We start from the raw sequence: 25,326 nt of genomic DNA, 5'->3' as shown, positions 1-25,326 counted from the left end.
GATCAAAGGTCTAGCTCGAAAGCTAGACCTTTGTCAGCAGTCTGAAACCGACGCCTTGATGGCGTCGGTTTGCATGTTACGTATCGAATTCGACAGGTGTGAAAGTCAATTACTTACGGCGGCAGAACTCCGCAATCACAAACAGGGTTTGGCCGTTTACTTTACCCTGTACATGGGTCGGTTCGTCGGTCAAGTTAATGCCGCGGATCACCGTGCCTTGTTTGATCACTTGGCTTGAGCCTTTAACGGGCAAATCTTTAATCACGGTCACGTCGTCGCCTTTTTGCAGTGCGACGCCGTTAGCGTCCAATACTTTGACTTCTTCGATATCTTGCCCCGTTTCTGCCCACTTACGGACATCGTCTTCCATGTACATCATGTCGAGATTATCTTGCGCCCAGCTTTCACTAGAAAGACGAGAAAGTTGGCGATAGGCAACCACTTGAACCGCAGGCTCTTGGCTCCACATGCTCTCGCTTAGACAACGCCAGTGGTTCACATCGATATTGTCTGGATGTTGAAGCTGATCGTGACACGTGCCACAAACCAATACGCAACTGTTTGCTGTGGTGTCGGGCGAGTAAGGGACGTCATACACAGATAAGTTGTCTTGGCTGGCGCATAGTTCACATTGGCCGCCACTGCGCGCCTGAAGCGTTTGTTCAATACTCATGTTTTATCTCACAACGGGCAGGAATGTCCCTGCATTAACAATGAGGCAGAGTGTAATCGCTGACATAAATTCTTACAAGTTATAAGGGATTGAATCAGCGAATAGAGTGGCTATATATGTTGAGTAACGCAAATACAAAAATGCCACGCAAACGCGTGGCATTGTCTCAATCAAGGTTATGTAACGTTAGGCGTTAGCCGTGTCTTGCTTTACCACTTCATGGTGATCGAAAACACTTTTATCTTGGCCACCGGTTAAACGCGAGGTGAGAGTGCCGGCTGTCATTGAGCCACTCACATTCACAGCAGTACGGCCCATATCAATCAAGGGTTCGATAGAAATCAGCAAGCCGGCAAGCGCAACAGGCATATCCAATGCAGAGAGCACGATCAGTGCCGCAAAGGTGGCGCCGCCGCCTACACCTGCAATACCGAATGAGCTTACAGTGACAATCGCAACCAAGGTGGCGATAAAGCCCGGGTCGAGTGGGTTAATACCAATGGTGGGCGCAATCATGACCGCTAGCATGGCTGGATACAGGCCGGCACAACCATTTTGACCCATGGTGGCACCAAATGAGGCGGAGAAGTTGGCGCTGGCCGGATCATTGCCCAAGTTCTTCATTTGCGAGTCGATATTAAGAGGAATCGTGGCAGCACTTGAACGAGACGTAAAGGCAAACGTCAGCACTGGGAGCACTTTTTTCAGATATTGAATCGGGCTCATGCCGACAAGGCCAATCAATACCAGATGCATCACCAGAATAGCACCTAAGCCTACATAAGAGGCAACCACAAAGTTCGCCAGCTCAAGAATTTCGCTCACGTTTGAGCCAGCCACCACTTTGGTCATTAGAGCCAAAATACCGTAGGGAGTGAGGCCGATGATCATTCGTACGAGCGTGCGCACTAATTCCTGAGCCACATCCATAAAGCGCTCAAAACGCTCACCAAGCTCAGGCTGAGTGCGAGACAAGGTCACACCGGCTATACCGACAAGGGCAGAAAAAATCACCACAGCGATGGTCGAGGTTGGACGGCTACCGGCCAAATCTGCAAATGGGTTTTGTGGGAAGAAAGAGATAAACATATCAGCCAAAGATAAGTCTTCGACTGAGCCCAAGCGTTGCTCTAGAGCGGCCCCACGTGCCATCTCTCGTGCACCTTGCACGATATCTTGCGCAGACAATCCAAATAGACTGCTGACGAACACGCCAATGAGCGCGGAAGCAGCGGTGGTGGCAAGTAAAATGCCGATGTTTAAGCTAGAGATTTTGCCTAGAGAACCTGAGTCTTTCACTTTCAAAATCGCGCCAATAATCGACACGGTGATCAACGGCATGATGATCATTTTGAGTAGGCTGACATAACCGGAGCCGACGATATTGATGTAGTTAATGGTTTCGCGCGTGATTGCGCCGTCAGCACCGTATAACGCTTGCAGCGCAGCACCGAACGCAACTCCCATGCCGAGGCCGGTAAACACGCGTGTGGATAAGGATTTTTGTTGCTTGTGCAATTTGACAAGCATCGCCAGCAGCAGCGCAAAAGCAATCAGGTTTAAAAGGATAACTGTCATAATCGGCGTTCCAACCTAGAGAATTATAATGATTTGAGTGCCTAACCCCGTTTAAACGTATTAAAGAGTTAGTGATTGGTTGGCATCATATGCCGGAAGGTGCATGCAATGAAGACCTATGTCACATTACTACTAGATAAAAAAAGCACTTGTTAAAACTAAAAAGAATATGGAATGTGGTTTCAGCAATTTTTGTCGATAAATTGCGCAACCTCATGAAAATGCGCTTTCTTACACACCTTACGGTGGTGGAGAAGGCAAACAGATCCACATATCGACTGGATAAAAACGAACGTTCGTACTATTAATGGATAGACGGTTGCGGTAAGGTAATAAACGTTGACTGCCAAGGTGTCCTGGCGTAGTCATTTGGTTTTTAGCAATCCGTTTTTTGAAGGTTTAATGAGATGGGCGTATCTAGTGAACCGACGTACTCGCTCTCGAAACGTGAGCAAACCAGGTTGCGTATTCTCGAAGCCGCGTTTGAGTCAGCCAGCGTGTATGGATTGGAAAGCTTGACGATTGGTAGCTTGGCGCGTGACGTGAAAATGTCAAAAAGTGGTCTGTTTGCCCATTTCAACTCGCGAGAAAACTTGCAGATTGCGGTGGTGCATTTTGCCGGTGAGCGTTTTATCGAGCGGGTGATTAGCCCGAGTCGAGAAGCCGACCACGCGAGTATTGAAGCCAAATTACAACACTTGCTGCGAAATTGGATGGGCTGGCATCAGCACTTTCAGGGTCAGTGCTTATTTTTAGATGCGTGGCATGAGCAGCGTGCGAGCAATGATCCCATCCATCAGGCGTTGCAGCGCGTCACCCGTCAATGGCTTGACTACCTGGCCGCACAGTTTGAAAAGGGCAAGCAAGCCGGCGAATTTCGCGCCGACCTTGATACCTGGCAAGCTGTCTATCAGTTGTATGGGCACTATTTGAGTAGCCAGTTATTTCTTCGTTTGTCACTCGAATCGCCGGAAGGGACACGCTTTTGGCATGGTGTCGAGCAGTTGCTCGCGCAAAGCCGCCGCGAATGTTCCCGATAAGAATGAACATTGTGTCGGTATCGAACCAACGATATTTTTCAGTATAAAAACGAACACTCGTTCGATTTTAAGGATTCAATGACCATGAGTAAAAAAGTGTATTTTTCAACGCCGGGCCGCTTTAGCGCCAAACGTTCTCTCGTGGGGGCGGTGAGCCGGTGTCATCACCGCTTGGCACCTCGTCATGCTAAAAAAGTCGCACGAAAACTCTTTCTCACCCCAACACGCAGTCCTATGGTGAACGCAGAGCCTGAAGGCGTGGTGCGCTCTCGAGTGCAAAGCCAAGAAGGAGAGCTACAAATGTATAGCCTTGGCGCTGGGCCAACCTGGTTGCTGACGCATGGTTGGTCGGGATCCGCCAGTCAGTTCTTTCCACTCATGGCACATATCGCGTCACTAGGCTTTCGTACGGTCGCATTTGATCATCCAGCACACGGTCAAAGTGGCGGGGAAGAAAGCCACATTCCCGGCTTTGTGCAGGCGATCAATGATGTACTAGATCAAGTCGATAATGTGTCTGGGGTGATTGCGCATAGTATGGGCGCTGCCGCGGTGTTGGAAAGCGAGCACCCTCAGGTGGATGATTTACCGCTCTTTTTGGTCGCGCCTGTGCTGAATTATCGCGAGAATTTATATGCCACAGTCCGAAAATCGGGGTATTCACTGAAGCTGTTTGATGAAATTGTCCAAGAAGTGGGTGAGCAGCACGGTTATCCAATCGAGACCATTGAGCCGCTAGAAAAATTGTCGCGCCGCCGCCATCCGGTGGTGATTGCCCACGACAAAAATGATCGTTTTGCCTCCTTTGCCGTCACCGAAAAAGCCACTGACTACCCGCATGTGACTGTGCTAGCCACCGAAGGGTTAGGGCATGGGCGTATTCTGACCAGTGACGTCGCCATGCAGGCATTTACCGACTTAGCGGCGAAGATGAACCCCGCGGTACAAAGTGTTGAAGCACAAACTGAGAATAAAAAGGCATCGGCCTAAGCCGATGCCTTTGCAGGGTTCGCCATTACTCGCCGGCGATGGATAAGCGGGCAAAGCGGATGCGTGGCGCGAAGAAGGCGCCATCATAGTTGGGTAACACGGTATTGCCGATAGCATCTATCTCATTGAGCATGGTATAGAAATTACCAGCCACCGTTATCCCGCGAACCGGACGAACGCGTTTTCCCTCTCGGCAAACAAACCCACTTGCACCGAAAGAGAAATCGCCACTGATGGCATTCGCGCCTGAATGCACACCTTGTAGTGACACCAACTCAAGGTATTCACCGGCATGCACGTCCGCATCACTGTGTTGACCTGCGGCAATCACATCATGACGAGAAGTGACATCCAAACCGCCTTTGGGGCTGCGGCCTGCGTTAGCCGTATGGGGGACACCAAAATGCTGCGCTGTGGCGCTGTTATGTAAAAAGCCGACTAAGACGCCGTTTTCAATCAAAGGCGTGTCGGCGGTGGCAAAGCCTTCGCTATCAAACGCTTTAATACGCATCCCGCCATCAAGCCTTGCCACATCGGTGATGGTGAGTGCCGTATCCGCAACGGGCTTGCCGACTTTTTCACGCCACGGGTTGGTGCCGCGCTTGGCGGCATCGCCGGAGAAACAGCTGCCAAAGGCGCCCAGCAATTCGCTGAGACAATCATGCTCAAAAATCACCGGATACGAACCGGTTTTCACTGGGCCACCCTCAAGCAAGGCGTCAGCGGTTTGGTAGGCCAGTTGGGTCGCATGGGCGAGATCTAGGTCAGCAAAGCGGCGTGATACTGACGCGCCGAGATGCATCGCTTGCTTACCGTCGTGATTGAGCAGTGCTGCGGTGTAGCAACTAAAGCGACGCTCACTGTGATAGCAGCGCGTGCCTAGAGTATTGGCAAGCAACTGATATTGGGTTTGCTCACTGTACCCATTGTAGGGGGCACCCGTTGCGCGGGGTTGGCTAACCACATCTTGCTCAAGGGCAAGCGCTAAGGCGATCTTGTCTTCAATCGGGGTGCTATCTGCTTGCAGTAAACTAGGATCTTGCTGATCAATGTGCTGCTCCTCAGCGCGAATTTGCTGATCGGGCTCTGCTTTGGTAAAGCTTGCGTTAGTCAGTGCGGCGTTCACCATGCTGGCTAAACTGTCGCTATCTAGCGATTCTGAATAGCTGGTGGCAACTTGATCCCCTTTGATGACACGTACGCCAATTACTTGACCGGCGGTGACTTTGTGCTCGGAGAGATCGCCTTGGTCGGCTTTGAGTGACAAGCTTTCGCTGGCGTTGGCAATCACGTCTGCTTGCGCCCCTTGCTGTTTCACCAAGCTGAGGACCTGATCGACGGCATCGCTTAGGGTTGCTTTAATGGTTGGCTCACTCATGCGTTACCGCCTCCTACTAGGATGTTATCGACTTTCAATGCAGGTTGACCCACGGTGGTGGGGACGGCGCCGCTCACCGAACCACACATGCCGGCGGCAAGAGCAAGATCTTTGCCGACCATGCTGATTTCTTTAAGCACCTTAGGCCCCGTACTGATTAAGGTGGCAGATTTGAGTGGCGCGGTGATTTGGCCATCTTCTACCAAATAGGCTTCTTGCACCGCAAAGTTAAACTCGCCGGTGCCGGGCTGTACTGAGCCACCCCCCATTTTCTTGGCATAGATGCCACGCTCCATCGAGCCAATCATGGCGTCTAAGCTGTCGTTACCGGGCTCAATAAAGGTGTTTCGCATCCGCGAGGTCGGTGCGAATTTATAAGACTCACGTCGGCCAGAGCCGGTGCGCGCATAACCGGTTTTCAGGCTACCCATGTGATCGACCATAAACGAGGTGAGCTTACCGTCTTTGATCAACTGAGTATGCTGGGTTTCCATGCCTTCATCATCGATGTTGATTGAGCCCCACGCATTCGCTAAGGTGCCATCGTCCACCGCACTCACCACTGGGCTGGCAATCATTTCGCCCATTTGGTCATGGAAAACGGAGGCCTGTTTCGCCACAGAGGTGGTTTCTAACAAGTGGCCACAGGCTTCGTGGAAAATCACGCCACCGAAACCGTTGCCAATCACCACCGGCATTTCGCCCGATGGACAGGCTTGGGCCCCAAGCTTAACCAGCGCCTGTCGTGCCACACGCTCGCCCATCTCAACCGGATCGATATCTTGGTGGAATTCCCAGCCTGTGAGCGCACCGGGAGCATCAAAGCCCGTTGACTGCTCTTCACCGTTCGTGGCGACCGCTGTAGCGGCAATACGGGTGTAGTGGCGGGTATCTGTGACATGAAGGCCATGAGAGTTAAAAATCTCGACTTGTTGCTCACGTTGGCCGACACGACCAATAATTTGGGCAATTTTATCGCTCTCGGCACGAATACGCGCATCCACTTGGCGTAAGAATGCCACCTTATCGGCCACATGTTGATCCGACGATAACGGCTCAGACACGGGGTGCTTGTCATTTAAATGGGATAAATTGAGCGGCCCAGCGGTGGCAATTTGATCGCGCTTGTCGCGCGCGCACAGCAAGCTGGTGACTTTTTTCAATTGTTCTTCATCGCGGCTGTTGGTATAGCCATAAAGCACTTTATGACCGAAGAACAACCGGATACCAATACCAAAATCAATCCCTGAGCTCACTTTATCCACCTCACCAGACAACAGCTCCACGTTGCCTGAGTGATGGCGTTCGACAAAGAGTTCGACGAAATCCGCGCCTAAAAACAGAGCATGGTCAATCACCGACTTTGCCGTTGATGGATTCAGCATACTTCCTCCTAAGAAGTGTGTTAGCGAACCTCTTATTCTACCAAGCTTTTATTGGTAATGATCACCACTTGCAGTGAGTGCATGATATTTCATCATTTTTTGTGCCATTCACTGAGCTGCACATGGACACGTTCCATGTGCGTGACCAAAAGGCGACGCGTGTGGCGCAATCCGTTACACTACGCCGATACAAGTAACGAGCGGATAGAATCATGAGTCAGATCGCAGCCAACATTATCACTGGGTTTCTTGGCGTGGGGAAAACCACGGCGATTCGTCATTTATTAGCGAATAAACCCGAGCATGAGCGTTGGGCTATCTTGGTGAACGAGTTTGGAGAGGTGGGTGTCGATGGCGCTATTCTCTCTGAACAAGGCGCGCTGGTAAAGGAAGTGCCGGGCGGATGCATGTGTTGTGTGGCTGGCTTACCCATGACGGTGGGGCTCAATACCTTGCTCGCCGAGCAGCCGGATCGGATTTTGATTGAGCCGACGGGACTGGGTCATCCTAAAGACATTATCGGTAAGCTGACTCAGCCGCCTTTCGATACCACCTTGTCGCTGGGCGCGACCATTACTTTGGTGGATCCGCGCTGTATTGATGATGTGCGCTATCGTGAAAATCAAAACTTTCATGATCAAATCGCGCTCGCGGATGTGGTGGTGGCCAACAAGCTTGACCAGTGTAGTGAGGCGCAAATCGCCACCTTTTATGATTATGTCGCCGCGTTTGATGGCGAGAAAAGCTTGGTCACCGGCGTTGAACAGGGCGCGCTCGAGACCGCGTGGCTTGCGTTACCGCGTCACGCTCGTCAAGCGCACTATCATCACCATCACAATGATGCCGAGCCCATGACCACGTTAGCACTGGGTCCGGACGATACCTATACCCGCAAAGAGAACCAAGGGCAGGGCTATGTCAGCTGCGGCTGGTTGTTTGCCGCGCACTGTTGCTTTCCGTTTGATGCTTTATACGGGCTATTGAGCAACATCAACGCCCAACGGATTAAAGCAGTGGTCAATACTGACGAGGGTTTTTACGCGTTTAACGTCGCCAATCAGGTGGTTACTGTGACGCCTATGTCGATTGAATACGCCGAGTCGCGCATCGAAGTGATCGATACCGACGCCTTACCGTGGGATGAGCTGGAGTCGATCCTGCTTTCTTTTCTGACCCCGTCCTAATAAAGGATATAAACAGATCTTGCCAGCGGTGCGTCCGTGCCCGCTAAAAAAACCGGCCCAAGTGGCCGGTTTGGTGTGTGTCGCGTGCTCGTCGCGTCTAGCTAGCATATTTGGCGGTAAGCACCTGCCAGCTGCGTTTTTGTTGCTGAAAACGCACCTTTAAATCTTGGTATTGCTGGGTTAGCTCGGCGTTTTCGACTTTTTCGCGCAGCTTGTCACGCTCGAGCGCTAACAGCTGTTTTTTCAGTGTGTAGTAGTCCGCCATTTTGGCGACCAAGGCATCATACTCTTGTTGCAAGATTTGCAGACGATGCGACGCGTGTGGCTTGTCACTAAGCTGTTGCGTGATGCGCTGCAATTGCATGGTCGCACGCGCTTTTTCAATCTTCTCTTCGGGGGTCACGCGCAGCTTTTCCGCGAGACCCAGCCAAGACGCGGTTTTGATCAGCCATTTGGTAGGATCAAATTGCCACCAGCGAATGCCATTGCGGTAGTCGTTCTCAAAAATGTGGTGAAAATTGTGGTAGCCCTCGCCAAAGGTCATCAAGGCAAGCACACCATTATCCCGCGCGGTGTTTTTATCGGTATACGGCTGGTTGCCCCACACATGCGCCAGCGAGTTAATGAAAAAGGTGGTGTGATGGCTAAGTACTAGCCGAGTAAAGCCGACCAGTAAAATCGCGCCCCAAACATCGCCATGGAGCAAACCAAAGGCGATGGGGAAGCCAAAGTTGGTTGCTAGTGTTAGCGCAAGGTAGTGCTTGTGTTGCCACATCACGATCTTGTCTTTTTGCAGATCGCGGCAGTTGCTGTAATCGCCGTAACGGTTGGGGTGGTATTCACGCAGCATCCAGCCAAGGTGTGAGAACCAAAAGCCGCGTTTGGCCGAGTACGGGTCAACATCGTTGTCATCGACATGGCGATGGTGAATGCGGTGATCCGACGACCAATGAAGCGCACTGTTTTGCAGTGCAAATGCCCCACCAATGGCGAAGATAAAGCGCAGCACCGGATGGGCTTGATAGGTTTTGTGGGCCCACAACCGGTGATAGCCGGCGGTGATCGACAGGCCACAAAAGCTAAACGCAACAATCAGCGCGGTAATTTGCACCCAATCAAAGCCGTGATGCCACGCCCACAATGGTGTTCCTATCACTGCAATCAAAAACGTGAGGGTAAACACGCTAATGTTTAACCAGATTAAGCGTGGTTTCTGAGGGGGAGAGGTTGAAGCCTTGGTATCCATAACTCGTTATCTTCATTTAAGCGTACACTTGTACGCTAGAATAGATGCGTGCTATCGCTTGGTCAAGCATCCACCGTCGCCTTTGTGGGCAAAAGTGTTTCAGGGTTTGTCCCGGCTTGCCAAGTCAATGGAAGCGCTCTACTTTTTAACATCACCCAAAGGGGTCATGTCTTTAATGGCCGACGCTTCCGAACGGTATAGTTTTCCGCTCTGATGTCGATACCATAATAGATGCCTGAGCACGTATTGATATCTGTGAACGATTAACACAAGGTTAGGAAACGATGATGTCCTATCCGGCTATTCCACATTTTGTCAAAGCGATGGGCCACCGCGTGGTGAGCTACATCCTGAATGTGACAGAAGCGGAAGGCCGCTTAATTTTGATGCAAAAACTGGGCTTGAGCCGGATTCAGCGCGACACACTCAATCAATATATTGAGCTTTGTCGCCACTTACGTGTGTCTGCAGTGGAGCAAGGAGAAAGTGAACAGTCCTTCTTCTATCGGTTGCCGCACGTGATGCAAAATGGACGCCACGTCTTTAATGTCTGGCGTGCGCAGCAGGGGGGTGAGCTGGCGACGCGAATTAATAGTTCGGACCCTTTAACCAGTGCGTTTTGCCAACTGGCGGGTGAACTTTATCCTTTATTTTTGATTAAAGCGGGACAGCGGCCGCACCTTTTTTACCGAGGAGCTGGTTATCTCACCGCGGCGATTGAGCAGTTCCCGGTCAGTAAGCAGGTTCAAAAACGTATGGCCGCTGACCCTGCTCTGTCTCGCTTATTCACAACGTCGGGGAAAGAGCCGCAGCAAACCTGCGGCGACTACAAAGATGCCAGTGGCCACCGCGGCGTGGTTAGTTTGGCTAGTTTACCCGTGTCGATTCTGGTTAATAGCTATGACTTGATGCGCATTCGCGGGGTTGTTAGCCCTGATACGTTCGTGGAAACCGTGCAAGAAATGCTGGAGATGGCACGTAGCTTAGCTGATGGCGAAGTTGCTCATATTCCGATGTTTGTGGGCTTTCGCAATGCGGCACTCACCAATTTGGCTGAATTGGATACGAAATGGGGCAGTGTGCGCCGCTATACCCCTGGGATTGCGGAATATGTTCTACAGGCGGCGCGTCTAATGGCCAAACGTCGCGATAACGGGTTCATGCTCGAGTCGGGTTATGCGTTTGCGATTAACTTTGGTGATTTTTTAGAGGACGATGATTGGCCTGAAGAGGTATTAGATGCCGAGACGGAACAACAAACCACTGAGCTGAATATTGTTTTGTGTATGGCGCTTTGCTATCTCGCGGAGCATAAGGCTTTTGTTGCTCCCGAATGGGTGTGGCGCATCGATCCTTTCTCGCTTGATAATCGGCGCCAAGACTTTGGTTCGGTAGCAGAAACGGACGACCCGGTGGCGATCAGTGAGACAGACTTAGTTGATATTGAACGCTGGAGTATGCTGGTGGATGACACCGACTCGCGTGGTATTCGCTTGGCTATGTCTCGTCTTTATAACGCGGCGAAAAAGCCAGATACACAAGACGCATTGGTGGATGTGATTATTGCGCTGAGAAATATTTTTGCCGCGAGTGAAGATATCACCCCGATAAAAAAGGCCTTGAGCCATATCCTTGCGCCAGAGAGAGACATTACTATGGTCGATAGGTTTGCCGAGGATTGGCAAGCGTTAATCACGGGTGAATTTGACGACTCGCCTGAGATCATCAGCGAAAAAGTGTACCAATGCGTTCAGCTTTGTTTGACATGTTTGCATTATTTTTACTTGCATGCTCCCAACCTGATCAGTCGCTCAGATCGCCTTACTCATTTATGCCAAAGATAAAAGTAGCCTCCTGATATCAAAAGAATCATCGCATTTTGACTGGTTTGCCCTCATTCCTCGCTATCTTGGTTTATGCTTACAGTGTTAACCCAGCCACACTCTCAGCAAAGAAGTCGGAAAGGAGAGGCTTTTGACCACACAAATACTGATCACTGACGATTCTGCGCTTGCGCGCAAGCAGCTAGCGCGAACACTCCCCGATGATTTGGACGCCGATGTACATTTTGCCGAAAATGGTAACGTGGCGTTGGACGTCTTAAGTAGTCAGCCGATCGACATCATGTTTCTTGATTTGACGATGCCGGAACTTGATGGATACCAAACGCTCGAAGCAATGCAAGAAGCCGGGATGACGGTGCCTGTCGTGGTGGTCTCAGGCGACATTCAGCCGCTTGCTCAGCAGCAGGTGCTGGAGCGGGGAGCGAAAGACTTTGTTAAAAAGCCCATCAGTCGTGAGCGCGTCGACGCATTAATCAAAGCGTATTTATCTACTGCCTCTGCGTCAGAGACCAAGCGTTCACACGCGCCAACAGAAAAACTCAGTCGCCGAGATATTTACATGGAAGTGGTGAATATTGCCATGGGGCAGGCAGCAGATAAACTTGCCCGACATTGTGGGGTGTTCGTCCACATGCCGCTACCACAGGTGAACGTGTTTGAAGTGACTGAGCTGACCATGACCATTCGTCACTTGGCACAGTCAGATACCATGAACGGTGTGTGTCAGGGCTTTAGTGGGGAAGGGATCGCTGGCGAAGCACTGATGCTGATCAGTGATTCCAGTATTACCGAGATGGTGAAATTGCTGGACTATCCCGAGGATGGGTCGGTCGACAACGAGCTCGAATTGCTGGTAGATATTAGCAATATTCTGATTAGTGCCTTTTTAAAGGGCTTAGGCGATCAAGGCGCGTTAGAGTTTTCGCAAAGCTATCCGGCGCTCTTGGGTCAGCACGCTGAAGTGGATCAGTTGATAGCGGCGATGAAAGGGTCTTGGAAACGCACAGTAACCATTGAGGTGAGCTATCAGATAGACGGAACAGATATAAAATGCGATTTGTTACTATTGCTACTGGATGAGTCTTTGCCGCTGCTCGATGCGAAGTTGGCCTACCTAATGGATGAGGAGTAATGCGATGAGCACAGATGATTTTGACCAATTCCATTGGATGCTCGACATGGTACAGCACATCGACATGGGATTGATTGTGTTAGACAGAGACTTCCACATCCAAATGTGGAACGGCTTTATGGTCCACCATAGCGGTAAACACGCCAAAGACGTGCAAAATCGCTCGTTATTCGAGGTGTTTCCGGAAATCAATGAGCCTTGGTTTCGTGCCAAGTCGCAACCCGTGTTCGATCTCCGTTGTCGCAGTTTTATTGTCTGGCAGCAACGCCCGTATTTGTTCCGTTGTCGTCATGTTCGCCCGATCACCGGTCAGCTCCCCTTTATGTATCAAAACGTCACCATGCATCCAATGGCGAATACGCGGGGTGAGGTCAATCACATGTTTATCTCCATCCAGGATGTGACCAATGAGGCGTTGGCGAGCCAAACGCCGCGTGCCACAGCACCATCACAACAAGCCGCGCAAAAATAAGCATCTCAAAATAGCCAACCGTGAGTGTCTAGAGTGATTGTTTCCCGCGGTTGTTGCTGGTAGTTGCATGATTATCAGGGTCACAGACGGCATAAGTGCCGCCTTTTAGCGATTTCTTCGCATAATACATGGCGGCGTCGGAGCAGTTAAGAAGTTGCTCAACCGACTCGCCGTGTTCCGGGTAGCACGCTATACCAATACTGGCTGATAGATGCGCCTGTTGCTGCTCATCCACCTTGAACGGCTGATTGAGGCAGGCGATGATTTTCTTGGCGACGCGAGCGGCATCTTTTGAATGGCTGGTGTACTCTAAAATCACCGCGAACTCGTCGCCGCCCAGGCGAGCGAGGGTGTCCGAATTACGGATACTCTGTCCCATCCGTTCGGTGGTTTCAATGAGCACACTGTCACCGGCATCATGGCCGTGGGTATCGTTTATTTTCTTAAAGCCATCGAGATCGATAAACAGTAGGGCAAAATGTGCGCCCTGTTGGCGTGCTTGCGCCAGCACAATATCCGCGCGCTGCTTAAACGCAACGCGGTTGAGGGCACCTGTCAGGGTATCGGTATGCGCCATGTGCTCAAATTGCAGATAAAGACGCTTAGTTTCGTTGATATCTTGGTGCGTGCCCGCCATGCGAATCGGGTTGTGGTCGCGATCCCACTCCATGATTTTGCCTTTTGCCAAAATCCAGACCCAAAAACCCTCTTTATGTAGCATACGAAATTCGCACTCATAAAAAGGGTTAGTGTCGCTGAAGGCGGCATCAAGCTCGTTAGACGCGCGCGCGAAATCGTCGCTATGACAAAGCTTTTCCCAGGTTTCAAAGGAAGCGGGCATTAGCTCGTGCTGTTGATAACCCAAAATTTCTGCCCAGCGCTCGTTAATGACCAGTTCTCCGCTAGGGATATGCCACTCCCAAGTGCCCACATGGGTGCCGCGGATTATTTCATCTAAGCGCTTACGCTCCAATTGCCGCTCATACTCGGTGCGTCGTGATTTAGTGAGCACAAACCACATTGTCGCAAGCCCTGCGCCGAGTACAACGATTATCAAGGATGTAAAAATCAGTTGGTCATTTTTTTGCTTGGCAATTTGCTCGGTCTGTTGTGCCACCATTTGCTCGAGTCGATTTTGATAGTGCCACAATGACTCTTGGGTGGCACGATAATCGCTGATATCGGTGATAATTGAAAAAAGGGTTGGCTCATCGTGGTAGACAATAGGTATCGACGACACCCTCACTGTTTTGGTTGTGCCGTCCGATAGCGTATGACTAAAAATGAAATAGTTTCGATCCTCTAATGCTGCCAGCTTACGTTCTTCAGCGACCGCTTCGGGGGACAGCGCATTAATGCTGGCGATATTCATTTGGCTCAGCGTCTGCTGTGAATACCCGTAAAACTCGCTGGCGGCTGGATTAGCCGCTTTTATCTTACCCGTATCAGGATCAAGGAGCAGCATGACTAATGCATGCTTCTCAAACAGCTGCTCAAAAAGATCGTTTGTCTCTTGTGCCGTTGCGAAGGCAAACGGCACCTGTAACATCAAACAAAACAAGATGAAAAGCGGCTTCATCACGCGTGTCGTCACTCGTCCTCTAATAAAACTTAAGCGTAACATATAGGTTAATTTTTTGTGTGACGACGACGGGCTGTTCTCACGCTATGACGCGCAGCCCGCGTTTGTATGCAGGCTTTGTGATGACGTTCACTTTGTTAAGGAAATGTTTGTTTTTATTGCGTTGATGGCGGTCGCTGACAGTTTGCAGTTAAGCGATGAGGGATATTGGGCAATTGGCTGACGCCCGTTTGTAACGCGTTAATACGGGTATCAGGTGATGGGTGAGTTGAGAGCAACTCCGGAGGTGCGCCCTTGGATGCTTTTGCCATATTTTGCCACAGGGCAACGCTCGCACTTGGGTCGAACCCTGCTTGGTGCATTAATTGCAGGCCAATTTTATCTGACTCTGATTCTTGAGCGCGGTTATAGGGCAGCAAAATACCGACTTGCACGCCAAGCCCTAAACCTGCCATTGCCATGGCGGCATGAGGGCTATCTGATAGAGACATACCAGTAACCGTTAGCCCCAGTGCGGCAAGTTGAGAGCGAGAAAGACGTTCATTACTGTGGTCGGCTAAAACATGACCAATTTCATGACCGATCACCGCGGCTAATTGATCCGGGGTTTGTGCTACATCGAGCAGTCCGGTGTAAACGCCGATTTTGCCGCCGGGAAGGGCAAAGGCGTTGACTTGATCGCTGTCGAATACCACCACTTCCCATTCCGAGAAGTTGGTTTGCGGTGGTACGACTTTTAAGATGGCGTTGGTGACGCATTGCACGTAGGCGTTGATGGCTTGGTCGTCACTGATAGGTTGCGACTTTTTCATCTCCTCAAACGAACGCTGTCCTAGGTTCGCCATGTCATCACCGGAAAAGAGCAATAACTGGTTTCGTCCTGTAGGTGAGTGAGAGCAAGATGAAAGCACGACCATCAGGCATAGAGATAACATGACGGTTTTGGCAGTGCGTAGCATGATCATTTCCTGTATCGTTTTGCGCCACAGTCGCAGTGATTATTAGCAAAGCTATCAGAGTGCTAATGTACTGGCTTCTTGGCTTAACGTCTACTGATGCGCGCAGGCAGCGTTGGGCGCAGCTTGGTAGTCCGCGTTTCGCGCAGCGATTTCGTTTCCATCGGGACAAATGGCAATGGGTGAAAGTATTGTGAGTATTTGGGAAAAAGACATGTCGTTGGTGGGGTTAAATGCCTCTTCAGCCAATACATTGGTCGCGCATTTGGGTATTGAATACACCGCATTTGACGATAACAGCTTAACGGGCACCATGCCGGTGGCCCCGCACACGCATCAGCCGCTGGGTATGCTCCATGGCGGGGCGTCTGTCGTGCTCGCGGAAACATTGGGCTCCTTGGCGGCGAACATGTGTGTGCCGGAAGGAAAGTACTGCGTCGGGTTGGACATCAATGCGAATCATCTGCGTGCGATGCGAGAAGGCACGGTGACTGGCGTGGCGACCCCTGTGCATCTCGGCGCAACTACGCAGGTGTGGAATATCACCATCCAGGATGAACGAGGCCGAGATGTGTGCGTGAGCCGGCTTACGATGGCGGTGCTTAGCGATAAACGCGCCGATAAGCCTTTGGAGGAACGCGCTAATGGTGGTTGATATCGAGCAAGGTAAGTTGATCGTGACCGCCCATGAGGTGGTGATCAAATTGCCCGCAATGAAATTGAGCATGCAGGTGCAATCCGACTCGCTACAGATTATCGCCGACGCCAATGTGCTGGTGGCCGATGCCGGTAATGTCCGTTGGTCACTGCCGTTAAGTGCACAACATATTGCGTTAATTTCAGATATGACGGGCATCCAACCTCAGTAGTCGCCTCACCAACACCGTGCCAGTGGTCACGACCACTGGCACGGTTTGTTTGATGCTGATTGATGCGCCGTTAGCTGTGCGAGGCGGTCACTTCGTAGCTGGTAAACTTGCGCACGTTGATAACGCCCGTATCAAATATCAGATACTGACCTTTAATGCCTTGCAACACTCCACCCACTTCTGGATTTTTATCAAAATTGTGTGAGTTTATCTTGGTAGGGTGTTCAGTGACAGGGTAACTAAAACTCAGGGCATCCAGCTCGGCGGGCAGCACGGCATCGCTACCATATTGCAGGCGAATATCAGCGAGATCTGACTCAATGGCTTGGGTCAGACGTGTTGCTTCGGCATGGAGATCAAGCTGAGCATTATCGCCTTTTAAAAGAGCACGCCAATTGGTTTTATCCGCGACATGTTGCGCCATCGCGACTTCAACTAGCCCGGAAATCTGGCGCGTTTTCACCCGAAACAGAGGGAGCGCTTGCGTGGCACCTTGATCATGCCAACGTGTGGGCATTTGGTTGGCGCGGGTAATCCCCACTTTTAACCCAGACGTGTTGGCAAGATAGACAATATGGTCGGTCATACAAAATTGCTCGCCCCACTCGGGCTCGCGACAGGTACCTTGTGCATAGTGACAGGTTTCCGGTTTCATAATACACATGTCGCAGCGGGCGAGTTTTTTCATGCAGGGGTAGCAGTGACCTTGCGAATAGCTTTTCTTGGTTTTTCGCCCACAGGCATCGCAAAAGATATTGCCAGTGTGGGTCAGGGTTAGTGTTTGTCCAAGGAGAGGGTTGAGATGCAGCTCTTCGTCACCGACACGCAGAAAGTACTGTACCTCTGCGTCGGCTTCTGTGCGCATCTTATCTAAGGTTCCAATCACGACATTGCTCATTCTAGTTTTATTAAGAGCGGCAAGTGTAGCAAATGGGAGAGAGCGGAGTAAGGCAGAGAGGAAAACAGGCAAGCGACAACCTGCCTGTCTCGAAAACGGATTAGCCGAGGCGAGCTTCTAGGCTTTTTTGCGTGTCTGTGGTGTGCTCACGATAAAGCGTCACCGAGACCACTAAGAGATCTTTCTTGGTATCTTCGCTAACCTGATCGATCACGAAATAATCCGCTTCTTCTTTTTCCACCCCGCGTTCGGCCAGGCGTAAGACATCTTCTTGAATATTGCCTTGTATCTCTACGTTGGCCGTTTCTTCAAAGTCGCCAAAATCGAGTGTGGATTTGGCGATAAGTTCAGGTGCGGCAGAGGCGTGGAATGATAAAAAAGAAAGAAAAAAGAGCGCGATAGAAAGACGTTTTTTCATAGTGCATCAGGTATGTGGGTGAATGTACTAACAACCTACTACGGCGCGAGAGTGTAGTTGTCAGCGTGATGTTAGAAACGCAACATCGATGCCTATCGTGTGGCGTCCTCGATGTCGTCGCTAAATACGTCGTTGTCACTGCGCGCATCTTGGCCGTGAAGCACGCCAATATCACCGAGGTAATCGGCTAATAAATCGTCATCGGTCGGGATGACTTGATGTTGTAAGCTATCCATTTTTTCTCCTTGGGTGACTTCAACAGTCCATATGAAGGGAGGCTAACGACCCTTTATGTCATCACCATGACAATGCGCTAGCCTCTCGCAATCTTTTGGGGAGGTCAATCGCTTTTAGCGCTGATTGGCTTTAAACGTCGCCACCACCGGGCAGTGATCGCTAAGTCGATAGTTCATCACCTTGTGATAGGCAAAATGATGCTGAAAGCTGTATTGCCACCGAGAAGCCAGTGATTCAGACACCAAAATATGATCGACCAAACGGCTATACATCACTTGATTCCACGTTTGGGTGCGCCAGTTGTAGCGTCTCGCTTTGCACCGTGCACGCACGCTTTGGGTGACATTAACAATATCGGGTGGGGCGGAGGCATTTTCAAGGAGGGTTTGGCGAAATTGTTGCCAATAGGGATCCTGTTTATCACTGATATGGCGATTGAAGTCGCCAGCAATGAGAATGTTTTTATCTCCATGTTCAAGCACCCAATCGGCTAACACACTGAATTGCTTGCGCAGTTTTTCGCAGCTCCGTGAGGCTTGGGTTTGTTTGAAACACCCAGATTTAAGGTGTATCGATAGAATATGTATTGGTGCTTGATTAGGCGGCGTAACTACTAAATAGGTGCCATATCGCAGTGATGGGACGCCAAAAAAACCCGGCAGCGCGATTTGACGCAGATCGTTAGGATCCTCCACCTTCCAACCTTTGCGCACGGCAATCCCGGTGAGCTGCTGGCTTTGGGATCGTGCTTTAAGTTCTGCATAGCGGTCGGAAAAATAGACAGTATAGTCCTCCGCGGGAACGACGCGTGCCAGCGCCTCAGGACTATCAACCTCCTGAAAAGCCAACACATCGGGAGCGAGTTGAACAAAGATCGACGACAGCTGTTGATAATCATCTTGATGACGGATGCCTGCCCGCTGATCGTCCTTTAAGGTCAGCCACTCAAAATTCCATGTTGCCACTGTCAGCCCATAGCTAGGGGCTGAAAATATCCCGACAAGGACGAGCAGGCCTAAAACTCGAAGTACGATGGTGGATACCTCATTATTACGCGTTTCTCTGTGATCCTACTGGAAATGTTGGGCATGCACTGGCGCATTGTAGCACTTTGCGGAGAACCTTTGATTTTAACTGATAACTATCATAACGAAGATCAGTGAGATTGCGGCACAGATAGGCATTTAGTTCGCCTAACGAAGGTTATTCGAGACTTCGATGATCTGTGTCAACACAATGAATCCCCTAATTGCTATCTAATGCCACATCTTGTGTTTTTATTTTATTGTATATCCTATATATGGTGTGGAGGGCATATGCCAGCGGTAATTAAACGCGATGGAACGCGCGTCCCATTTGATGCAGTTCGAATCGTCCAGGCGGTGACTTGTGCACGCGAGTCAGCGCAGTCGATGCGTGATGCTGAGCAATGTCAACTGAGCGACGATGAGATCCGACGGTTAGCCGATACGATTGCGACGCAGTTTGCTGGCGATGCCGAAGTGGATATCGATCATATCCAATATGCCGTTGAAGATGTGCTGATGGCTGGGCCGCACAAAGCGGTGGCGCGCGCCTATATTGAGTACCGTCATGATAGAGATATCGCCCGTGAGCGCCGTAGCCGTTTGAATCATGAAGTACAAGGGCTGGTAGGCCAAACTAACACTGAATTGCTGCACGAAAACGCCAACAAAGACAGTAAAGTGATCCCGACGCAACGCGACTTGCTTGCGGGAATTGTGGCCAAACACTACGCCAAACAACATATGCTGCCCAGTGCCGTAGTAAGAGCCCATGAGTCAGGTGAAATTCACTATCATGATTTGGACTATTCGCCTTTCTTCCCGATGTTCAACTGCATGCTCATTGACTTGGCTGGCATGCTGCAAAAAGGCTTTAAGATGGGCAATGCGGAAATTGCACCGCCCAAATCCATCGCCACCGCCACCGCGGTGACCGCCCAAATCATCGCGCAAGTCGCCAGCCATATATACGGTGGCACCACCATTAACCGCATTGATGAAGTGCTGGCACCCTATGTGGAAGCCAGTTATCAAAAGCACTTACTGGTCGCGCGTGAGTGGGCAATTAAGGAGCCTGAAGCGTACGCACGTGCGCGCGCCGACAAAGAGTGTTTTGATGCCTTTCAATCGTTGGAGTATGAGGTTAACACCTTACATACCGCCAACGGACAGACTCCCTTTGTGACGTTTGGCTTGGGGCTCGGTGAATCCTGGGCGGCGCGTGCGGTGCAACGTGCGATTTTAGCCAATCGCATTGCGGGTCTGGGGGAGAATCGCAAAACAGCGGTATTCCCGAAACTCGTGTTCTGTATCCGAGAGGGCTTAAACCGTCGGGCCGATGATCCCAATTACGATATCAAGCAATTGGCGCTCGAGTGTGCGTCTAAACGCATGTATCCCGATATTCTTAACTATGACCAAGTGGTATCCGTCACCGGATCCTTTAAAACCCCAATGGGGTGTCGCAGCTTTTTAAGTGCTTATGAACAAGACGGTGCACTGGTGCATGAAGGCCGAAACAATTTAGGGGTTGTGAGTGTCAACCTGCCGCGTTTGGCCATTGAAGCGGAAGGAGATGAGGAAGAGTTCTATGCCCGCCTTGATGCGACACTAAACCTTGCGCGCCAAGCACTCGATACCCGGATTGCTCGCTTTAAAGGCGTGAAAGCGCGGGTGGCGCCGATTTTATATATGGAAGGTGCATGTGGTATCCGCTTGAACCCAGACGATGATGTCAGCGAGATTTTTAAACACGGACGTGCGTCCATTTCGCTCGGCTACATTGGCCTGCACGAGACCATCAATGCGCTGTACGGTAGCGCGCCGCACATCTACGACAGCGTGGTGAAACAAAAGAAAGCCAAGGCGATTGTGGCTTATCTTCACGATGCCACTGAGCGTTGGAAAGCCGAAACAGGCTATGGGTTTAGTTTGTACAGCACCCCAAGTGAAAACTTGTGCAGTCGTTTTTGTCAGCTCGATACCCAGGCGTTTGGCGTGATTGAGGGCGTGACAGATAAAGGCTATTACACCAACAGTTTCCATTTGGATGTGGAAAAGCAGGTGACGCCTTACGATAAAATCGATTTTGAGATGGATTACCCACGCTTAGCCAATGGCGGCTTTATTTGCTACGGGGAATATCCCAACATTCAACACAACTTAGAAGCGTTAGAGAACGTTTGGGACTACAGCTACGATCGCGTGCCTTATTATGGGACCAACACGCCTATAGACGAGTGTTACGAGTGCGGGTTTACCGGTGAATTTGATTGTACGAGCAAAGGCTTTACCTGTCCTGCGTGTGGCAATCACGATCCGGCACGTGTGTCAGTGACACGACGTGTGTGCGGCTATTTAGGCAGCCCTGATACGCGACCTTTTAATCCGGGCAAACAACAAGAAGTGATTCGCCGTGTGAAACACATGTAGGGGGAAGATGTGAATTATCACCAATACCTTCCGGTTGATGTGGTTAACGGGCCTGGCACACGTTGTACCTTGTTTGTGTCGGGGTGCGAACATCAATGTCGTGGTTGTTACAACAAAGCCACCTGGCCGCTGAACAGCGGCCATCCTTTCACTGACCTTATGCAAGAGCAGATTGTTCAAGACTTACTCGATTCACGGATCCCGCGCCGAGGATTATCATTAAGTGGCGGTGATCCGCTTCATCCTGCCAATATCGACAGTGTAAAAAAATTGTTACAAGGGGTGGTCAGCCGCGCACCGAGCAAAGACATTTGGCTGTGGACAGGCTACACATTGGCAGAATTGTCATCAAAACAGCGAGATGTTGTCGATCTGGTTGATGTATTAATTGACGGCAAGTTTATCCAAGATGAGGCGGATCCTCATTTGGTGTGGCGGGGAAGTGCCAATCAATGCGTACACTTTCTGTCCGAGCGAGCCCGAAAAGGGTAAGAGAATCATGGTTAAGAGGTTGCCAATTTCCCCGCATGGGGTAGGGTATAGCGTATCTTGAGCATCCAAGCTTAAAAGGACGTAATACTATGTTAGATCTGCTCTCGCCTGCTCAGCAGGATCCGATTCTCTCCTTATCATTGGCGTATCGTGACGATCCACGCGAGCATAAAATGGACTTGGGCATTGGCGTTTATCGTGACAGTCACGGTCAAACGCCGATCATGCAAGCGGTTAAAGCAGCGCAACAATCACTGGCACAAAGCCAACAAACCAAGGCCTATGTCGGGCTGGCGGGTAATGAAAATTTCAACCAAGCCATGGTTGATCTTCTGCTCAAAGGGACAGATGCCTATGATCGCTGCGCTGCGGTACAAACGCCAGGCGCAAGTGGTGCGCTGCGTATGCTGGCCGATTTGATGAACTTGGCTAAGCCGGTGACCACGGTGTGGCTGACTGATCCTAGCTATGTGAATCACAAACCTGTCATGGAAGCGGCAGGCCTGACGGTAAAATTCTATCCGTATTTTAATCGCGACACCAAAATGGTGGATACCGATGCCATGCTTAACGCCTTGTCACAGGCCGGTGCGGACGATGTGGTCTTACTACACGGTTGCTGCCATAACCCCACGGGGGCTGATGTCAGCTTGAAAGAATGGGAAGCGATTACCGAGCTTGCAAACCGTAATGGCTTTACACCGTTTGTGGATATTGCCTACCAGGGCTTTGGCGATGGAGTAGAGGAAGATGCGCGTGGTTTGCGTACTCTCGCCGATAACGTTGAGGAAATGTTGATTGCCACCTCGTGCTCTAAGAGCTTTGGCTTGTATCGTGAGCGCACCGGCGCGGCGATTGTAGTGGGTAAATCCGCCAAAGAAGCCCAAAACGCCAAAGGGCGTATTTTGCAGCTGGCGCGAAGCACCTACACCATGCCACCCGATCACGGCGCCGCGATTGTTGAAACCATCCTCACCGACGATGCTCTCACCAAACAGTGGCGTGATGAAATTGAGGCAATGAATACTCGGATTAACGCATTGCGTGAAGGGTTAACAGCAGCACTGCGCGACCGCACGGGCGATGGTTATTTTGATTTTATTCAGCACCACCGTGGCATGTTCTCCGTCTTGGGATTAACAGGAGAGCAAGTCGCTACGTTGCGCGACAAACACGGCGTGTATGCAGTCGGTGATAGCCGGATTAACATTGCCGGCCTAGCAGAACGTCACATTGATAGGCTGGCCGATGCGCTGGTGGATGTGACTCGTTAGGTCAATGGTCAGGTAGAAGTATTCTCATAGGCTCGTCATACTTTGGTAAGACGGGCTTTTTTTATAACTGTGCACACATAATGTGATGTTCCCCCACGCTTTTTTTACAACATTAGAGTTTGGTGTCTTATACTCGTGTCCCGAAGCTGGAGACAAATAGGGAATGTTCATGCAGACTACTCGATCACCGTTTGCCACCATACAAGGCCGATACAGTATCGGATTGGTCGTATTTATACTGATTGCGACGATCCTGACGATTTTTAGCATTCAGACATGGATTGCTCCAACGCTAAAAAAAGAGGGAGAAGAAAGGCTCAAGCTGAGCCTGAATGAAGTTGGGCGTGATATTACCTTTGCACTGCGTGAGGTCAAAGCGCAGCAACGGGCTATTACGCAACTAATTCCAACGTTAACCAGCGCCCAAATCGATACCCAGTTACCGCACCTGATTGATCAGTACGGCAACCCTTTGGTATTCGGGGGCGGTATATGGCCGCTGCCTAACAAACGTCTCGCAGGCGTTGATCGCGCCTCCACCTTTTATCATCGTGATGATAGCGGGCAACTGGTTGAGAATACCTACTGGAATAGTGACGAGGCCCCGAATTATTACACCCAACCTTGGCACCGTGCGGGCCAAAATGCCCCTCAGGGAGAATGTGTTTGGGCCAATGCGTACAAAGATGGAGCGAGTGCGCAGCCTCGTACTAACTGCGCCATGGGAATTTATCAACAAGGTGACTTATACGGTGTGGCCACCATTGATGTCACGCTTGGCTTTTTTAATCAATTGGTCGCCGAGAAGCAAAAGGCATTAGATGCCAAGATTGCTATTGTGGAATCTGATGGAAAGATCCTTAGCCAAAGCCGCGGGGGCTTCACGCGTGATGATGTACTTAAATCGGTGTCAGGTTTTAACACGCCTTTTGCCAAAGCCATTGAGACAGCCTTGAATCAACAAACGCAACGTGTGACTTTTCAAGGTAAAAGCCAAGAGCAAACCTTATTGTTGTCGCCAGTCCCTGGTACGCCCTGGACGCTCGTCGTTGCTAAACCAACCTCGGCACTCACGGCGCTGAGCGATAAAATGCTCACTACCCTTGCTTGGATCCAGTTACCCTTGATTGGCCTATTGCTCGTGATCATGCTCATTGCCTTTAAGCGACTTCATAGCCGCTTTGAGACGTTTAAGCACAACGTGGATAGTTTATCTTCAGGCGATGCGGATCTCACACTACGCTTGCCAATTAAAGGTAATGATGAGCTTGATAATATTTCTCACTCAGTGAATGATTTCATCGCGTACTTGCAAGATTTAGTACAGAAAGTGATGAGCGCAAATCGAACCTGCTCCAACTATGTTGAGCAAATTGCTCATGACGCCAGCCAAACACTATCTACGTTAGAGGCTCATGTGCGAGAAACCGAAGGCGTGGCTACCGCGATTAATCAGCTGAGTGCCTCTGCCTCTGATGTGGCGGAAAACGTGAATCAAAGCCATGATGTCACACGTCAGATGCAATCAGAAGCGCAGCAAGCACGTGAAGAGACACAGGCATCGACACGCAGTGTTATCGCACTCGTCGATAACGTTGAAACCAGTGAGGAAAAAGTCGCGCAAATGCGAGAGCATGCTACCGCGATTGAATCCGTTCTCGGTGTGATTGGTGATATTGCTGAACAGACTAACTTGCTTGCCTTGAATGCGGCGATTGAAGCGGCTCGGGCGGGTGAGCAAGGGCGTGGTTTTGCGGTCGTTGCGGATGAGGTAAGAAACTTAGCCTCGCGGACACAACAGAGCACGGGTGAAGTTGATAAGATGTTGGCACAGGTAAGTGAGGCTGTGACACAGGCTAGTCAATCCATGCAAAATACTCGAGAGCAGTGCGTCTCATCCTCAGAGCGGAGCCAACAGGTTGAACAGCGGATCGACACCATGACCCAATCGGTGACGCAGGTTGACGAACTCAGTACGCAAATCGCCACGGCGGCCACCGAGCAAAGCCAAGTCACCGAGGATATCAGCCAAACCATGACGTCTATCCGTGATATCGTTGCCAAACTGCATCAACACGGACAAACCACCGAGCAACGAGCACATGATTTACAAGCTGCAAATACGGCGCTGCAACAACTAGTGGGGCAATTTAAAGTCTAGTATACCTTTGCCAAAGGGGACGAATGCCCCTTTGGCATATGACTTGATGTCATGTCGCG

At 50.6% G+C, this 25,326-nt stretch carries 23 protein-coding genes; 12 read left to right on the top strand and 11 right to left on the bottom strand.

The window, feature by feature from the left end; genetic code table 11:
• Positions 1–109 precede the first annotated feature (109 nt).
• Complete coding sequence (locus C7A19_RS02645; protein ID WP_116644080.1) at positions 110–673, bottom strand: PhnA domain-containing protein; 564 nt, start codon at positions 671–673, stop codon at positions 110–112.
• 186 nt (positions 674–859) lie between these two features.
• Positions 860–2,251: an L-cystine transporter gene (locus tag C7A19_RS02640; RefSeq protein ID WP_116644079.1), complete on the bottom strand. Its 1,392-nt coding sequence runs from the start codon at positions 2,249–2,251 to the stop codon at positions 860–862.
• A gap of 407 nt (positions 2,252–2,658) precedes the next feature.
• On the opposite strand from C7A19_RS02640, the gene C7A19_RS02635 reads away from it, so the two are divergent.
• Positions 2,659–3,291 (top strand): TetR/AcrR family transcriptional regulator, encoded by a 633-nt coding sequence (locus tag C7A19_RS02635; RefSeq protein WP_077649518.1) that lies wholly within the window; start codon positions 2,659–2,661, stop codon positions 3,289–3,291.
• Positions 3,292–3,375: 84 nt separating this feature from the next.
• Positions 3,376–4,281 (top strand): alpha/beta fold hydrolase, encoded by a 906-nt coding sequence (locus C7A19_RS02630; RefSeq protein WP_077458896.1) that lies wholly within the window; start codon positions 3,376–3,378, stop codon positions 4,279–4,281.
• Positions 4,282–4,306: 25 nt separating this feature from the next.
• On the opposite strand, the gene C7A19_RS02625 is transcribed toward C7A19_RS02630, so the two are convergent.
• Both C7A19_RS02625 and C7A19_RS02620 read right to left on the bottom strand, forming a co-directional pair.
• Positions 4,307–5,659 (bottom strand): TldD/PmbA family protein, encoded by a 1,353-nt coding sequence (locus C7A19_RS02625; RefSeq protein ID WP_116644078.1) that lies wholly within the window; start codon positions 5,657–5,659, stop codon positions 4,307–4,309.
• Positions 5,656–7,044: a TldD/PmbA family protein gene (locus C7A19_RS02620; RefSeq protein WP_116644077.1), complete on the bottom strand. Its 1,389-nt coding sequence runs from the start codon at positions 7,042–7,044 to the stop codon at positions 5,656–5,658. The genes C7A19_RS02625 and C7A19_RS02620 overlap by 4 nt, the downstream gene beginning before the upstream one ends.
• A gap of 212 nt (positions 7,045–7,256) precedes the next feature.
• Between C7A19_RS02620 and C7A19_RS02615 the strand changes: the two genes are divergently transcribed.
• Positions 7,257–8,228 carry a GTP-binding protein gene (locus C7A19_RS02615; RefSeq protein ID WP_077649521.1) on the top strand — a complete coding sequence of 324 codons (972 nt, stop codon included), beginning with the start codon at positions 7,257–7,259 and terminating at the stop codon, positions 8,226–8,228.
• Positions 8,229–8,325: 97 nt separating this feature from the next.
• On the opposite strand, the gene C7A19_RS02610 is transcribed toward C7A19_RS02615, so the two are convergent.
• The gene (locus C7A19_RS02610; protein WP_077458874.1) at positions 8,326–9,474 is read right to left on the bottom strand and encodes a fatty acid desaturase; all 1,149 of its coding nucleotides are present in this window, start codon (positions 9,472–9,474) and stop codon (positions 8,326–8,328) included.
• A gap of 284 nt (positions 9,475–9,758) precedes the next feature.
• Between C7A19_RS02610 and C7A19_RS02605 the strand changes: the two genes are divergently transcribed.
• From C7A19_RS02605 to C7A19_RS02595, 3 genes are all read left to right on the top strand, one after another.
• Complete coding sequence (locus tag C7A19_RS02605) at positions 9,759–11,318, top strand: hypothetical protein (RefSeq protein WP_116644076.1); 1,560 nt, start codon at positions 9,759–9,761, stop codon at positions 11,316–11,318.
• A 130-nt stretch (positions 11,319–11,448) separates the two neighbouring features.
• Positions 11,449–12,450: a response regulator gene (locus C7A19_RS02600; protein WP_077649522.1), complete on the top strand. Its 1,002-nt coding sequence runs from the start codon at positions 11,449–11,451 to the stop codon at positions 12,448–12,450.
• Between the two features lie 4 nt (positions 12,451–12,454).
• Positions 12,455–12,922 (top strand): PAS domain-containing protein, encoded by a 468-nt coding sequence (locus C7A19_RS02595; protein WP_077608532.1) that lies wholly within the window; start codon positions 12,455–12,457, stop codon positions 12,920–12,922.
• 28 nt (positions 12,923–12,950) lie between these two features.
• On the opposite strand, the gene C7A19_RS02590 is transcribed toward C7A19_RS02595, so the two are convergent.
• Complete coding sequence (locus C7A19_RS02590; RefSeq protein ID WP_162300234.1) at positions 12,951–14,516, bottom strand: sensor domain-containing diguanylate cyclase; 1,566 nt, start codon at positions 14,514–14,516, stop codon at positions 12,951–12,953.
• Positions 14,517–14,659: 143 nt separating this feature from the next.
• Positions 14,660–15,463 carry a M48 family metallopeptidase gene (locus C7A19_RS02585; RefSeq protein ID WP_116644085.1) on the bottom strand — a complete coding sequence of 268 codons (804 nt, stop codon included), beginning with the start codon at positions 15,461–15,463 and terminating at the stop codon, positions 14,660–14,662.
• A 190-nt stretch (positions 15,464–15,653) separates the two neighbouring features.
• On the opposite strand from C7A19_RS02585, the gene C7A19_RS02580 reads away from it, so the two are divergent.
• The gene (locus C7A19_RS02580) at positions 15,654–16,115 is read left to right on the top strand and encodes a hotdog fold thioesterase (RefSeq protein WP_116644084.1); all 462 of its coding nucleotides are present in this window, start codon (positions 15,654–15,656) and stop codon (positions 16,113–16,115) included.
• Positions 16,105–16,329, top strand: a complete 225-nt coding sequence (locus C7A19_RS02575) for a DUF3389 family protein (RefSeq protein WP_116644075.1) — start codon at positions 16,105–16,107, stop codon at positions 16,327–16,329. Before C7A19_RS02580 ends, C7A19_RS02575 begins: the two co-directional genes overlap by 11 nt.
• A gap of 70 nt (positions 16,330–16,399) precedes the next feature.
• On the opposite strand, the gene C7A19_RS02570 is transcribed toward C7A19_RS02575, so the two are convergent.
• The 4 genes from C7A19_RS02570 to C7A19_RS02560 all read right to left on the bottom strand — a co-directional run bounded on the left by C7A19_RS02570 (position 16,400) and on the right by C7A19_RS02560 (position 18,847).
• Positions 16,400–17,227, bottom strand: a complete 828-nt coding sequence (locus C7A19_RS02570) for a DUF2797 domain-containing protein (RefSeq protein WP_069362949.1) — start codon at positions 17,225–17,227, stop codon at positions 16,400–16,402.
• Between the two features lie 100 nt (positions 17,228–17,327).
• The gene (locus C7A19_RS02565; protein WP_069362950.1) at positions 17,328–17,645 is read right to left on the bottom strand and encodes a hypothetical protein; all 318 of its coding nucleotides are present in this window, start codon (positions 17,643–17,645) and stop codon (positions 17,328–17,330) included.
• A gap of 92 nt (positions 17,646–17,737) precedes the next feature.
• A complete protein-coding gene (locus C7A19_RS15520) occupies positions 17,738–17,881 on the bottom strand; it encodes a hypothetical protein (protein ID WP_155522534.1) in 144 nt (47 codons plus the stop codon).
• Positions 17,882–17,995: 114 nt separating this feature from the next.
• On the bottom strand, positions 17,996–18,847 hold the full coding sequence (locus tag C7A19_RS02560; RefSeq protein WP_162300233.1) for an endonuclease/exonuclease/phosphatase family protein: 852 nt from the start codon (positions 18,845–18,847) through the stop codon (positions 17,996–17,998).
• Positions 18,848–19,198: 351 nt separating this feature from the next.
• On the opposite strand from C7A19_RS02560, the gene nrdD reads away from it, so the two are divergent.
• From nrdD to C7A19_RS02540, 4 genes are all read left to right on the top strand, one after another.
• Positions 19,199–21,340, top strand: coding sequence for an anaerobic ribonucleoside-triphosphate reductase (gene nrdD / locus C7A19_RS02555; protein WP_116644073.1), 2,142 nt, complete (start codon positions 19,199–19,201; stop codon positions 21,338–21,340).
• Between the two features lie 9 nt (positions 21,341–21,349).
• Entirely contained in the window at positions 21,350–21,832 is a 483-nt protein-coding gene (gene nrdG / locus C7A19_RS02550) for an anaerobic ribonucleoside-triphosphate reductase-activating protein (RefSeq protein WP_116644072.1), read from the top strand.
• Positions 21,833–21,921: 89 nt separating this feature from the next.
• A complete protein-coding gene (locus C7A19_RS02545; protein ID WP_116644071.1) occupies positions 21,922–23,106 on the top strand; it encodes an amino acid aminotransferase in 1,185 nt (394 codons plus the stop codon).
• Positions 23,107–23,275: 169 nt separating this feature from the next.
• Complete coding sequence (locus tag C7A19_RS02540) at positions 23,276–25,267, top strand: methyl-accepting chemotaxis protein (RefSeq protein WP_116644070.1); 1,992 nt, start codon at positions 23,276–23,278, stop codon at positions 25,265–25,267.
• Positions 25,268–25,326 lie beyond the last annotated feature (59 nt).

This window comes from Salinivibrio sp. HTSP, from assembly GCF_003390965.1.
Taxonomy (GTDB): Bacteria; Pseudomonadota; Gammaproteobacteria; order Enterobacterales; family Vibrionaceae; genus Salinivibrio; species Salinivibrio kushneri.
This window is presented reverse-complemented; position numbering and strand designations above follow the sequence as displayed.

Coding starts and splice junctions, on each gene's coding strand:
- C7A19_RS02625 (WP_116644078.1), bottom strand. CDS start 5,659: ATGAGTGAGCCAACCATTAAAGCAACCCTAAGCGATGCCGTCGATCAG.
- C7A19_RS02630 (WP_077458896.1), top strand. CDS start 3,376: ATGAGTAAAAAAGTGTATTTTTCAACGCCGGGCCGCTTTAGCGCCAAA.
- nrdD (WP_116644073.1), top strand. CDS start 19,199: ATGCCAGCGGTAATTAAACGCGATGGAACGCGCGTCCCATTTGATGCA.
- C7A19_RS02570 (WP_069362949.1), bottom strand. CDS start 17,227: ATGAGCAATGTCGTGATTGGAACCTTAGATAAGATGCGCACAGAAGCC.
- C7A19_RS02565 (WP_069362950.1), bottom strand. CDS start 17,645: ATGAAAAAACGTCTTTCTATCGCGCTCTTTTTTCTTTCTTTTTTATCA.
- C7A19_RS02585 (WP_116644085.1), bottom strand. CDS start 15,463: ATGCTACGCACTGCCAAAACCGTCATGTTATCTCTATGCCTGATGGTC.
- C7A19_RS02575 (WP_116644075.1), top strand. CDS start 16,105: ATGGTGGTTGATATCGAGCAAGGTAAGTTGATCGTGACCGCCCATGAG.
- C7A19_RS02540 (WP_116644070.1), top strand. CDS start 23,276: ATGCAGACTACTCGATCACCGTTTGCCACCATACAAGGCCGATACAGT.
- C7A19_RS02610 (WP_077458874.1), bottom strand. CDS start 9,474: ATGGATACCAAGGCTTCAACCTCTCCCCCTCAGAAACCACGCTTAATC.
- C7A19_RS02635 (WP_077649518.1), top strand. CDS start 2,659: ATGGGCGTATCTAGTGAACCGACGTACTCGCTCTCGAAACGTGAGCAA.
- C7A19_RS02605 (WP_116644076.1), top strand. CDS start 9,759: ATGATGTCCTATCCGGCTATTCCACATTTTGTCAAAGCGATGGGCCAC.
- C7A19_RS02640 (WP_116644079.1), bottom strand. CDS start 2,251: ATGACAGTTATCCTTTTAAACCTGATTGCTTTTGCGCTGCTGCTGGCG.
- C7A19_RS02595 (WP_077608532.1), top strand. CDS start 12,455: ATGAGCACAGATGATTTTGACCAATTCCATTGGATGCTCGACATGGTA.
- C7A19_RS15520 (WP_155522534.1), bottom strand. CDS start 17,881: ATGGATAGCTTACAACATCAAGTCATCCCGACCGATGACGATTTATTA.
- C7A19_RS02615 (WP_077649521.1), top strand. CDS start 7,257: ATGAGTCAGATCGCAGCCAACATTATCACTGGGTTTCTTGGCGTGGGG.
- C7A19_RS02645 (WP_116644080.1), bottom strand. CDS start 673: ATGAGTATTGAACAAACGCTTCAGGCGCGCAGTGGCGGCCAATGTGAA.
- C7A19_RS02545 (WP_116644071.1), top strand. CDS start 21,922: ATGTTAGATCTGCTCTCGCCTGCTCAGCAGGATCCGATTCTCTCCTTA.
- C7A19_RS02620 (WP_116644077.1), bottom strand. CDS start 7,044: ATGCTGAATCCATCAACGGCAAAGTCGGTGATTGACCATGCTCTGTTT.